Genomic DNA, 11,818 nt, shown 5'->3' on the forward strand with positions numbered 1-11,818 from the left:
CCCGGCTCAGGGCGGGGCGGGCGCCTCCTCCAGCGCGCGGGCGGCCACCCCGCGCAGGGTGGCGACCAGCTCCGGCAGCGGCTCGGGCGGCCTGCGCCGGTGCACCGCGTACACCTCGCGGGCCAGCCGGACCCCGCTCAGCGGCCGGCTCACCCAGCCGCCGCGGCGGGCCGCGCCCAGGATGGTGGCGGGGACCAGCGCCACCCCCACGCCCACCTCGATCAGGGCCAGCGCCACCTCGTAGTCGCGGGTCTCGTAGGCGACGGTCAGCTCGACCCCGGCGGCGGAGGCCGCGGCGTCCAGGGTGGTGCGGTTGGCGATGCCCGGGGCCCCGCAGATCCACTCCTCCCCCGCCAGGTCGGCCAGGGACACGGGGCGGTCCCCGATCGGGTGGCCGACCGGGGCCACCGCCATGAGCGGGTCCACGAGGATCCGCTCGCGGTGCAGGCCCGGCGCGCGCGGCAGCGGGACCGCCGGGTAGCGGTGGGTGACGAGCAGGTCGAGGTCGCCCGAGGTCACCAGGTCGTGGCCGCCGGGCGGCTCGATGTCGGCCAGGGACAGGCGCACGTGCGGGTGGTCGCGGCCGAACGCGGCCAGGGTCTGGGGCAGCAGGACCTTGCCCGCGCTGGCGAAGGCCCCCACGGACAGGTGCTCGGGCGGGGTTCCGGTGTGGGCGCGGATGGCCGCCTCGGCGTCGCGCAGCTCGCCCAGGACGCGCTGGCCGTGTTCGAGCAGGACCCGCCCGGCGTCGGTGAGCGTGGCGCCGGTGCGCCCGCGCTCGACCAGGACCACGCCGACCTCGCGCTCCAGCTTGGTGAGCTGCTGGGACAGCGCGGGCGGGGTGAAGGACAGGCGGGCCGCCGCGGCGGCGATGGACCCGGCGTGCGCGATCTCCACGAGCACGCGCAGGCGGTTGGCGTCCAGCATGGGTCCTCCCCGGGCGAACACGATCCGGTACAAAGTTCTGCTTACCGATCTTTAGCAGACACAACTTTAAGTTAATCGTCGGTAGCGGGAGCATGGGGGCATGACGACGACCGCGCACGCCGTGCCCACGGCCACCGATGTCCGTGCCGCCGCCGAACGCATCGCGCCCTACGCCCGCCGGACCCCGGTGCTGCACACCGAGGTCGACGGCAGGCCCGTGACCCTGAAGCTGGAGCACCTCCAGCTCACCGGCGCGTTCAAGCTGCGCGGCGCGCTCAACGCCCTGATCGGCGGGGGCCCCTCCGACCGGGTGGTCACCGCCTCCGGGGGCAACCACGGGCTGGGGGTGGCCACCGCCGCCCGCCTGCTCGGGGTGCACGCCACCGTGTACGTGCCCGAGACGGTCCCCGAGGCCAAGGCGGCTCCGCTGGCCGCCACCGGCGCCGAGGTGGTGCGGGTGGGCGAGCACTACGCCGTGGCGGCCGAGGCCGCGCTGGCGCACGCGGACCGGGAGGGCGTCCGCTACCTGCACGCGTTCGACGACCCGCTGGTGGTCGCGGGCCAGGGGACGCTGGGCCTGGAGATCGCCGCCGACGCCCCCGAGTGCGACAGCATCGCCGTGGCCGTGGGCGGCGGCGGACTGGTCGCGGGGGTGCGGCTGGGCGCGGGCGGGCGCGAGGTCGTGGGCGTGGAGCCCGAGGGCTGCCGCAGCCTGCACGCCGCCATGGAGGCGGGCCGCCCGGTGCGGACGCCGGTGGACTCGGTGGCCTCCTCCGCGCTGGGCGCCTCGACGCTGGGCCGGGTGCCGTTCGAGGTACTGCGCGACCACCCGGTCACCCGGACCCTGGTGAGCGACGCCGAGATCACCGCCGCCCAGGACCGCCTGTGGTCGGAGTTCCGCATCGCCACCGAGCCCGCCGCCGCGGTGCCGTTCGCCGCCTGGCTGGCGGGGCGGGTGCCGGGTGAGCGGCCCTGCCTGGTGGTCTGCGGCGCCAACGCCCGCTGGGACCGCGTGGGCTGAGACCCGCACCGCACCCGTGCACCGGGACCCGTCGCGCCGGCGACGGGTCCTTTTTTCGTGTGCGTGTTCCCGCCTCGAATCCGGAAGGCGATTCCTTTCCATGACAACGGGCGAATCCGACTTCCGGTTCACCCTTTCCGGCCACGATCGGGAGACGATTCCCCGACCACCGGTATCACCGTTCCGACCTGTGCTTTCCCCTCCGCCGCACGCGTGCTCCCGCGACTCTCGCGCCCCGTGTGCGAGTTCCGGACACGACACCGGGTTCCGGTCCTTCCGCATGTGCGAAGTAAGGGGTTTTTCCGTAAAATTCCGATCCGAATGCACGGCGTCCGCGTCCCATCCGGGAAAGCGGCGGAACCGGCGTTCGCCCCCTCCCCACCCTCCCGGTACCCCCGGTCACTCCCCTGACAGAGAGAAGTCGGTCGTGTCATTCGAGATCGTCGGACGTGAAGGCCCCTACGCCGACCGGAGCTTCCCCGTCGGGGACGCGCCCCTCACCTTCGGCCGCCACGCCGACAACAGGATCGTGACGGCCAACCGGGCCGCGTCGCGGTTCCACGCCGAGATCACCCGCGAGGGGGAGGGGTACCTGCTCCGGGACCGCGGCAGCAGCAACGGGACCGCCGTCAACGGCGTGCCGGTCGACGTGCACCCCCTGGTCCCGGGCGACGTGGTCGAGATCGGGGAGGAGTCGTTCCTGTGGCGGGCGGTGGAGCGCCCCGGCGCCGCCGACGTCCCGGTCACCCACATGTTCGTCCGGCCCGAGGCGGTCGGCCCCCGGCTCCGGGTGACCGTCGCCGGCGGCGGCCCGGTGGGCCTCTCCTTCGCCCTGCTGCTGGAGCACCTGCTGGGCGCGCAGGTGTCCGTGACCGTGTACGACGCGCGCTGGACCCGGGACGGGGCGCGGGTGGTGTGGAAGGACGAGACGCAGGGCAACGTCCGGCGCCGGCAGGTGGTGACCGTCCAGAGCCGCCAGTTCCTCAACCTCTCCGAGGAGATGCAGGAGCGCCTGTTCTCCGAGGGCGAGTACAGCGAGATGTGGCCCTCGGGCGCCGACTCCATCCGCGGGCAGGGGCCGCGCAACATCCGCATCGCGCACGTGGAGGACGTGCTGCTGCAAATGTGCGGCGAGCGCTCCGACAGCATCCGGCTGGTGCCCGAGAAGTTCGACGCGACCGTGCCCGGGGCGTGGGAGGACAGCCACGTGCTCGCCGTCTGCGAGGGGTCGCGCTCGCGCACCCGCGAGCACTTCAGCGACAAGTTCGGCCAGGCCGACAGCGGCATCTACTCGCTGGACGGCGAGCACGTCGAGGACGTCGTGCTGGGGCTCCAGGTGAAGTCGGGGCTGTCGGACCCCATGACCGTGCTGCTGACCGTGGCACAGAACCGGTTCCTGCTGAACTCGCTGCGCGGCCGGGGCTTCCTCAACATGCGCCTGACCGACGAGGAGGCCGCGGAGGTCGTGGGCATCGACCCGGTCCGGCGGTCGTTCGAGGCGTGCGTGGGCTCGCGCCCGTGTGTCATGGCCCGCGACGAGGAGGGCGACTTCACCTGCTCCACGCACAGCACGCTGTTCCTGCCCGCCCTGGTGAAGGGGTCCAAACTGTGGAAGCGGGTGCGCCAGGGGCTGGGGTTCTTCGGTGTGGCCGAGGAGGACCTGACCGCCGTCACCGCGTTCCGGCTGAGCATGGTGCAGCGGCCGCGGTTCACGGCCCAGCTGCGCGCGGCGACGGCCTCGACCCCGGGCACCTACGGGTTCCTGCTGGGGGACGCGGCCAACGCCATCCACTTCTGGCCCGGCCGCGGGCTCAACAGCGGCCTGGCCTCGGCCATCTCGCTGGCCCGCTCGCTCAGCAGCGCCTGGAACGGCCGCCCCCTGCGGGACGCGGACTTCATCCGGCACGAGGCCGCCATGTCGATGCTCCAGTACCGGCACAAGAGCCGGGCCTGGAAGGCGATGGTGACCACCGACGAGAACGGTGAGACCGGAACGATCAAGGACCGCATCGGCCGGAGCCTGGCCGAGGCCGGCCGGGACCGGGAGGAGGACACGGCGACGCTCCTGGAGCGGCTGGGGTCGATCCGGTCGCGGCTGGCGAACCGGATCGAGGGCCTGCCCGGCGACGACGTCCTGCGCGAGCACCTGGCGGGGCTGACCGACGAGACCCTGCGGTCGCTGGTGGCGGGCGGGGCGTGGGACACCCTGACCGTGGGCGGCGAGGAGGTCGACATCGACATCTTCTACCGCGAGGAGGCCGCCCGGCCCGCCCTGGCGTGAGTCCGGAACGGCGTCCGGGCGCGTGGGGCGGCACCCCGCGCGCCCGGGCCCGGGAATCCGGCACGGCCCATCGACGTGAACCGCGCCCCGAGGCACCCCGCTCCGGCATGGACGCGGGCCGGGCGGGTGCGGCGGCACCCCGGTCCCGGGCACGGCGGGCGGCGCGAAAGGCCGGGAAGGACACCCGCGCGCCCGGGCCCGGGACCCGGCCGGGACGGCGTCCGGGCGTCGCCGGCGCCGGCCCGGGGCCCCCGGGAACACGCCCGGGCGGGGACACCGGAACCGCCCGCGCACCCGCCCTGTCCGTGTTGTCCCTGTTCAGTGACCTACCGCACTCCACTATCCTCGGATCGCTCATTACCCATGGGTCACCCTTACATTGGGGTCGACCATCATCCGGCGTGAGGGAGACCACGTGCTCTACGATGTGCTGCGGCAGACGGTGTCACTCATGGCCCGGGCCCTGTGCCGCCCGACCGTCGAGGGCCGCGAGAACATCCCGGCGACCGGACCGGTGCTCCTGGCCAGCAACCACCTCTCCTTCATCGACAGCGTGGCCATCCCCCTGTCGGTGACCCACCGCCAGGTGCGCTTCCTCGCCAAGAGCGACTACTTCGAGGGCAAGGGGATCAAGGGCCGGTTCACCGGCACCGTGTTCGGCGCGCTGGGGGCGATCCCGGTGGAGCGCCGCAACGCCCGGGACGCCCTGGCGGCCCTGGACGTGATGCTGGAGCGGCTGCACGAGGGCGAGGCCTGCGTGATCTACCCCGAGGGCACCCGCTCCAAGGACGGCCGCCTGTACCGGGGGCGCACCGGGGTCGCGCACCTGGCCCTGGAGTCCAAGGCCCCGGTGGTGCCGGTGGCGCTGGCGGGGACCCAGGAGGTCCAGCCCATCGGGGCGTCGATGCCCCGGCCGCACCCGTACACGGTCAAATTCGGCAAGCCGCTGGACTTCTCCACCGGCTACGACCACCTGGCCCCGGGCAAGGCCCGCCGGGAGATCACCGACCGGGTCATGGACGCCATCCACGAGCTGTCCGGGCAGGAGCGCGCCGACCACTACAACTCCCTGAGCGGCCGCTGACCCGGGTCCCTCCCGGCCCGGTCCCGGAATCCCGGTTCCCGGGTCCCGGTCTCGCGGAAAACCCGCACGCGGACCGCTGACCCGTGGTGACATGGTGCCCGCGCGGACACCGGACCGGTGCGCCGCACGGCACGGGGGCCGTTCGGCCCGGCCGCGGCCCTCTCTCCGCCGGCCGGTCCCGCCCCGGCGTCCCCGCACGGGGGCGCCGGGGCGGCGGGCGCGGCGGGCCGCGGCCGTCCCGAAAGCCCGGACCGGGCCCGCACGCGGCCGTGGCGGTGCTTGCGCGCCCCCGCCCCTGCCGGGCCCGACCCCGCCGCCGCGGCCCCGCCGGGGCCCTCCGGCGGACACCGCGCTCCCGATCCGCTCCCTACGCGCGCGCCTCCCGGCCGCTCACAGGGCGCGGCCGGTGAGGGCCAGCAGCCGCTCCTGCACCCCGGCCTCCTCCCCCACCTCCACCGGGGCGTCGAACATCGACCCCGGCCCCAGGTCCTGGCTGCGCGCCCAGCCGTAGAGCTCCGCCGCCAGGTCCGGGTCCAGGGTCTCGTCCGCGTCCAGCGCCCGGGCCAGGTCCCAGGCGTGCACGCCCAGGTCGAACGTCATCTGCCACAGGTACTCCTGGGCCGGGGCGTCCCCGAAGGACAGGTGGACCGTGCGGTCGTGCGCGGAGGGCTGGAGCCAGGCGGCCCGGGCCTCGCGGGCCGCCACCTCCCAGACGGCGAGCGGCTCCTCCCCCAGCACGTCGCCGTCGAACCGGTCGCCGACCTCCTCCACGGTCCGCCCCTCCAGCAGCGGCGGCACCCACAGCTGCTCGGTGGCCAGGTGGTCGACCAGGTCGTGGACGTCCCAGTCCGCGCAGGGCGTGGGCAGCGCCCAGTCGGTCATCCGGACCAGGCGCACCCGCCGGTCGAACTCCTCCAGGGCGATCCCGTGCAGGTCGATCAGCCGTTCCATCCGTACCCCTCGTTCCCTCACTCCGCCGGTCCGGACCCACGCCTACCCGCTGTGGGCGCAAGAACACCTGTTCGCCGCGGGGCCGGTCCTCAGCCGACGAAGCGGTCGAGGGTGATCGGCAGCTCCCGCACCCGCACGCCGGTGGCGTGGTGGACGGCGTTCGCGACGGCCGCGGCGGCGCCGACGATGCCGATCTCCCCGACCCCGCGCGCGCCCAGCGGCCCGGCCGCGGGGTCCTCGCCCTCCAGCCAGTGGGCCCGCACGTCGCCCACGTCCGCGTGGACGGGGACGTGGTACTCGGCCAGGTCGGCGTTGACCACGTGCCCGGTGCGGGGGTCCAGCACGCTGCGCTCGTGCAGCGCCATCGACAGCCCCATGACCATGCCGCCCACCAGCTGGGAGCGGGCGGTGCGCGGGTTGACGACCCGGCCCACCGAGAACACCCCGAGCATGCGCGGCACCCGGACCTCGCCGGTGTCGGCGTCCACCCGCGCCTCCACGAAGTGCGCCCCGAACGAGGCCACCGCGCGCCCCTGGGCCACCGCGTCCTCGGGGGCGGCGGCGCGGGCCCGGGCCCCGGGGCCGGGGTCGGTCCCGTGCCGGTCCCGGAAGGCCGCCGCGGCGGCCAGCACGGCGGCGCCCCAGGAGACCGTGCCGCTGGAGCCGCCGGCAACCGTGGCCGCGGGCAGGTCGGTGTCGCCCAGGCGCAGCCGGACCCGCTCCACCGGCAGCCCCAGGCCCTGGGCGGCGATCTGGGTGAGCGCGGTGCGCGAGCCGGTGCCGATGTCGGCGGCGCCGATGTCCACCGTGTAGCGGTCGCCGTCGTAGTGGATCTCGGCGACGGACCCCGGGTTGTACAGGTGCGGGTAGACGGCGGCGGCCACGCCGGTGCCCACCCTCCAGCGCCCCTCGCGCCGTGTCCCGGGCGCGGGGTCGCGGTCGGCCCAGCCGAACCGCTCGGCGCCCTCGCGCAGGCACTCGACCAGCCGCCGGTCCGACCAGGGCTCCCCGGTGCGGGGGTCCACGGACGGCTCGTTGCGCAGGCGCAGCTCGACGGGGTCGATCCCGCAGGCCTGGGCCAGCTCGTCCATGGCCGACTCCAGGGCGTAGATGCCGGGCGCCTCGCCGGGCGCGCGCATCCAGAACGGGATGGGCACGTCGAGGTCGGCCAGGCGCTGTGTGGTGCGGCGGTGCAGCGCGGCGTACATCATGCGCGAGGTCGCCGCGCTGCCCTCGGCGAACTCCTTGACGGTGGAGGTGTGCTCCACCGAGTCGTGCACCAGCGCGCGGATGCGGCCGTCGCTCTCCGCGGCCAGGCGCACCCGCTGGATGGTGGGCGTGCGGTGGCCGACCAGGGAGAACATCTGCTGACGCGTCAGCGCGAACTTGACCGGACGCCCGGGCAGCGCCCTCGCGGCCATGGCCGCGAGGATGTCGTGCGCGTGCGCCGACCCCTTGGAGCCGAACCCGCCGCCCACGTGCGGGGACACCACCCGGACCCGGGCGGGGTCCAGGCCGAGCACCCCGGCCACCGTCTCGCGGACCGGGTGGGCGCCCTGGGTGGAGTCGTACAGGGTGAGGTCCCCGTCCCCGCTCCCGGGCCCCGGCCCGTCCCCGGTCCAGAGGGCGACGGTGGTGTGCGGCTCCATGGGGTTGTTGTGCTCCATGGGGGTGCGGTAGGTGCGGTCGACGACGACCGGGGCGCGGGCCAGCTCGGCGTCCGGGTCGCCCTGCTCGTGGTCGGCGGGGTCGTCCTCGTCCCCGGGCGGGTACAGGCGCGGGTGGTCGGCGGTGAGGACCACGTCGTGCGGCTCCGCCTCGTACTCCACCCGGACCAGGGCGGCGGCCTCGCGGGCCGTCTCGGGGGTGTCGGCGACCACGGCGGCGACGAACTGCCCGTAGAAGGAGACCCGGTCCGACTGCAGGACGGCGAACTCCCGGTCCCCGGTGTCGGCGAGGCGCTCGGCGCCGGTGTGCGTGAGCACGAGGCGGACCCCGGGCGTCGCGTCGGCGGCGGAGGTGTCGACGGCGGTGATCCGGCCCCGGGCCACGGTCGAGGTGACGGGGTGCAGGTACAGGGGGTCGGGAAGGGGGTGCTCGTAGGCGTAGGGCGCCCGGCCGGTGACCTTGTCGGCCGCCTCCAGGCGCTCCAGGGGCAGGCCCAGGGCGGTGTGCGCCCCGGGCGCGGCGCCGGGTCCGTCGGTCGCGCTCACCGGTCCCCCCTCGCGGCCAGGTCCCGCAGGACGGCGGTGACGGTGGCGACCGCCAGCGCCGGTTTGAAGGCGTTGTCGGGGCCGGTGCGCGCGTCGGCGAGTTCGGCGCGGGCCGCCTCGCGGAAGGCGTCCGCGGTGGCGGGCGCCCCGGTCAGCGCCTCCTCGGCGCGCCGGGCGCGCCAGGGGGCGTGCGCCAGCCCGCCCAGGGCCAGCCGCACCCCCCGGACCCGGCCGTCGGCGACCTCCAGGGCGGCGGCCACCGACACCAGCGCGAACGCGTAGGAGGCCCGGTCGCGGACCTTGCGGTACGCCGAGCGCCGCCCCCGGGGCGGGTCGGGCAGCTCGACCGCGGTGATCAGGTCGCCGTGTTCCAGGACGGTGTCGCGGTGCGGCTCGTCGCCGGGCAGCCGGTGCAGCCCGGGCAGGGGGACGACGCGTTCGCCGCCGGGGCCCAGGACGCGCACCCGCGCGTCCAGGGCGGTGAGCGCCACCGCCATGTCCGAGGGGTGGACGGCGACGCAGTGGCGGGAGGCGCCCAGGACCGCGTTGTGGCGGCCGTGCCCCTCCAGGGCGGAGCAGCCCGTGCCGGGCTCGCGCTTGTTGCAGGGGGCGGCGGTGTCGCGGAAGTAGGCGCACCGGGTGCGCTGGAGCAGGTTGCCGCCGGTGGAGGCGGCGTTGCGCAGCTGCCCGGAGGCGCCGGAGAGCAGGGCGGCCGAGAGCATCGGGTGGCGCCGGCGGACCAGGGGGTGGGCGGCCAGGTCCGAGTTGGGCGTGGCGGCGCCGATGCGCAGGCCGCCGCCGGGCATCTCCTCGACGCCGTCGTCGAGCAGGTCCCGGAGGTCGACGAGGAGTCCGGGCCGGGTGATGCCGAGGCGGAGGTGGTCGACCAGGTTGGTGCCGCCCGCGAGGTAGCAGGCCTCGGGGTCGGCGGACACCTCGGCCACCGCCGCGGCGGCGTCCCGCGGCCGGCTGTAGGCGAAGGGCCTCATCGGGCCGCCTCCCCGCCCGCGCCGGCCGAGCCGACGGACTCGACCGCGTCGACGATGTGGGTGTAGGCGCCGCAGCGGCACAGGTTGCCGCTCATGCGCTCGCGGATCTCCTCGCGGTCCAGCGGGACCGGGGCGCCCTCGCCGGGGTCGTCCCCGGACTCGTCGGTGACCAGGCTGGGCCAGCCGCGGGCGGCCTCGTCGAGCACGCCCACGGCCGAGCAGACCTGGCCGGGGGTGCAGTAGCCGCACTGGAGGGCGTCGCGGTCGACGAAGGCGCGGGCCACCGGGTGCAGGTCCCCCCGGGGTGCCAGGCCCGCGGCGGTGGTGACCCGCGCCCCGTCGTGGGAGACGGCCAGCGCCAGGCAGGACAGGATGCGGCGGCCCTCCACCAGGACGGTGCAGGCCCCGCACTGCCCGTGGTCGCACCCCTTCTTGGGCGAGGTCTCGCCCAGCCGGTCGCGCAGGGCGTCCAGCAGGCCGGTGCGGGTGTCGACGGTGAGCCGGTGCTCCTCACCGTCGACGTGCAGGGTGATCGTGGCGTCCACTGGGGGTGCCCTCTCCGTCTCCGTGGTCTCCGCGCCTGGGGGCGACGGCTGCCCACAGTCTGCGACGGAGCGGATGCGGGGCGAAGCCGACACGGCGGGGACGGCGGGATCGGCCCCGAGATCGCCGTAGGGGAGGGCGTCGGGCCCCGAACGGCGGCGGGTCCGGGCGACCGGTCCCCGAAGGACCGCGGCGGCGGGGACGGCGGCGCCGGACACGACGGACCCCCGGGCGGTGGGAGTGCCGTCCCACCGCCCGGGGGTCCGTGTCCGTGTGCCTTTAGTGCACGGCCGGTGCGGCCGGGGCCTGCTCCGGCTCGGGGGCGCGGCGCACGAAGAACGTGGCCGCGAACGCCAGCACGGAGATCGAGGCGCCCAGCAGGAAGGCGATGTGGATACCGCCCGCCATGGCGTCGATCTCGGGCATGCCCCCGGCCATGGAGGAGGCCGAGGACGCCGACATGACCGCGACGAACGCGGCGGTGCCCGCCGCGCCCGCGACCTGCTGCACGGTGCCCACGACCGCGCTGCCGTGCGAGTACAGCCGCGGCGTGAGCGAGCCCAGGGCGCCGGTCAGCAGCGGCGTGAACATGAAGCCCAGGCCGACGGTGAGCATGATGTGGGTGGCGACGATGAACCCGAGCTGCGTCTGGGTGCCGAACGTCGTCATGGTCCACAGCGTCACCGACACCAGCGCCGAGCCCGGGATGATGAGCGGGCGCGGGCCGAACCGGTCGTAGAGGCGGCCCACCACCGGGGCGATCAGGCCCATGGCCAGGCCGCCCGGCAGCAGGGTCAGGCCGGTGGTCAGGGTGTCGTGCAGCAGGACGTTCTGCATGTACAGCGGCAGCAGGATCAGGGTGCCGAACAGCGCCATGAAGCTGACCGCGACCAGGCCGATGGAGATCGAGAACTGGGCGGAGCGGAACACGCGCAGGTCCAGCAGCGCGCGGTCGTCGTTCTGGAGGCGGATCTGGCGCCACACGAACACCGCCAGCGCCACCGCGCCGATGCCGATGGCCGCCTGCGGCGGGATCGGGCCGCCGCCGTGGCCGCCCAGGCTGGAGAAGCCGTACACCAGGCCGCCGAACGCGAACGCGGACACCAGCACCGAGAACATGTCGATGCTGGAGGGGCGCGGGTCGGTGACGTTGCGGATGAACAGGGCGCCCAGGACCAGGCCCAGGATCGCGATGGGCAGCACCAGGCCGAACATCCAGCGCCAGTCCAGGACGCTGAGGATGAGGCCGGCCAGCGTCGGGCCGACGGCGGGCGCCACCGACATGACGATGGAGATGTTGCCCATGGTGCGGCCGCGCCGGTCAGCGGGCACGGTGTTGAGGATGGTGGTCATGAGCAGCGGCATCATGATCGCCGTGCCGACCGCCTGGACGACGCGTCCCATGAGCAGGAACGCGAACCCCGGTGCCACGAAGCACAGCAGGGTGCCCAGGGTGAACAGCGACATCGCGGCGATGAAGACCTGCCGCACGTGGAAGCGCTGGAGCAGGTAGCCGGTCGCGGGGATCACCACGGCCATCACGAGCATGAAGGCGGAGGTGAGCCACTGCCCGGTGGAGACGGAGATGCCCAGGTCGGCGTTGAGCGCGGGCAGCGCCACGCCCATGATGGTCTCGTTGAGGATGACGACGAACGCCGAGACCAGGAGCAGCGGGATGACCAGGCGGTCGGCGCGCGGGCTCGGGCCGGGTGCGGCGGTGTCCGGCGCGCGGTCGGATGGTGTGGGTGTCCCGGTCACAGGTGTCCTCTGTCGTCGTGGGGCGTGCGTGTACGCGGGGGATGCAGGGAG

Annotated in this window: 9 protein-coding genes; 3 read left to right on the plus strand and 6 right to left on the minus strand. The window is 75.1% G+C overall.

Annotated elements, in window-relative coordinates:
• Positions 1 to 6 precede the first annotated feature (6 nt).
• Positions 7 to 927 carry a LysR family transcriptional regulator gene (locus BUE45_RS02640; RefSeq protein ID WP_073374482.1) on the minus strand — a complete coding sequence of 307 codons (921 nt, stop codon included), beginning with the start codon at positions 925 to 927 and terminating at the stop codon, positions 7 to 9.
• Positions 928 to 1,027: 100 nt separating this feature from the next.
• Between BUE45_RS02640 and BUE45_RS02645 the strand changes: the two genes are divergently transcribed.
• From BUE45_RS02645 to BUE45_RS02655, 3 genes are all read left to right on the plus strand, one after another.
• Positions 1,028 to 1,948 carry a threonine/serine dehydratase gene (locus BUE45_RS02645; RefSeq protein WP_073374485.1) on the plus strand — a complete coding sequence of 307 codons (921 nt, stop codon included), beginning with the start codon at positions 1,028 to 1,030 and terminating at the stop codon, positions 1,946 to 1,948.
• Between the two features lie 427 nt (positions 1,949 to 2,375).
• Positions 2,376 to 4,229, plus strand: coding sequence for an FHA domain-containing protein (locus BUE45_RS02650; RefSeq protein ID WP_218619476.1), 1,854 nt, complete (start codon positions 2,376 to 2,378; stop codon positions 4,227 to 4,229).
• Between the two features lie 415 nt (positions 4,230 to 4,644).
• The gene (locus BUE45_RS02655; RefSeq protein ID WP_073374487.1) at positions 4,645 to 5,313 is read left to right on the plus strand and encodes a lysophospholipid acyltransferase family protein; all 669 of its coding nucleotides are present in this window, start codon (positions 4,645 to 4,647) and stop codon (positions 5,311 to 5,313) included.
• Between the two features lie 390 nt (positions 5,314 to 5,703).
• Here the strand turns inward: BUE45_RS02655 and BUE45_RS02660 are convergent, their stop codons facing one another.
• The 5 genes from BUE45_RS02660 to BUE45_RS02680 form a co-directional block, all read right to left on the minus strand.
• Entirely contained in the window at positions 5,704 to 6,264 is a 561-nt protein-coding gene (locus BUE45_RS02660; protein ID WP_073374489.1) for a TIGR03086 family metal-binding protein, read from the minus strand.
• An 89-nt stretch (positions 6,265 to 6,353) separates the two neighbouring features.
• Complete coding sequence (locus BUE45_RS02665; RefSeq protein WP_073374491.1) at positions 6,354 to 8,477, minus strand: xanthine dehydrogenase family protein molybdopterin-binding subunit; 2,124 nt, start codon at positions 8,475 to 8,477, stop codon at positions 6,354 to 6,356.
• Positions 8,474 to 9,466, minus strand: coding sequence for an FAD binding domain-containing protein (locus BUE45_RS02670; protein ID WP_073374493.1), 993 nt, complete (start codon positions 9,464 to 9,466; stop codon positions 8,474 to 8,476). The genes BUE45_RS02665 and BUE45_RS02670 overlap by 4 nt, the downstream gene beginning before the upstream one ends.
• Positions 9,463 to 10,011, minus strand: a complete 549-nt coding sequence (locus BUE45_RS02675; protein WP_073374495.1) for a (2Fe-2S)-binding protein — start codon at positions 10,009 to 10,011, stop codon at positions 9,463 to 9,465. Before BUE45_RS02675 ends, BUE45_RS02670 begins: the two co-directional genes overlap by 4 nt.
• A gap of 277 nt (positions 10,012 to 10,288) precedes the next feature.
• Complete coding sequence (locus BUE45_RS02680) at positions 10,289 to 11,767, minus strand: MDR family MFS transporter (RefSeq protein ID WP_073374497.1); 1,479 nt, start codon at positions 11,765 to 11,767, stop codon at positions 10,289 to 10,291.
• Positions 11,768 to 11,818: the final 51 nt, after the last annotated feature.

Origin of the sequence: Nocardiopsis flavescens (assembly GCF_900141985.1) — a bacterium.
GTDB classification, from domain to species: domain Bacteria; phylum Actinomycetota; class Actinomycetes; order Streptosporangiales; family Streptosporangiaceae; genus Nocardiopsis; species Nocardiopsis flavescens.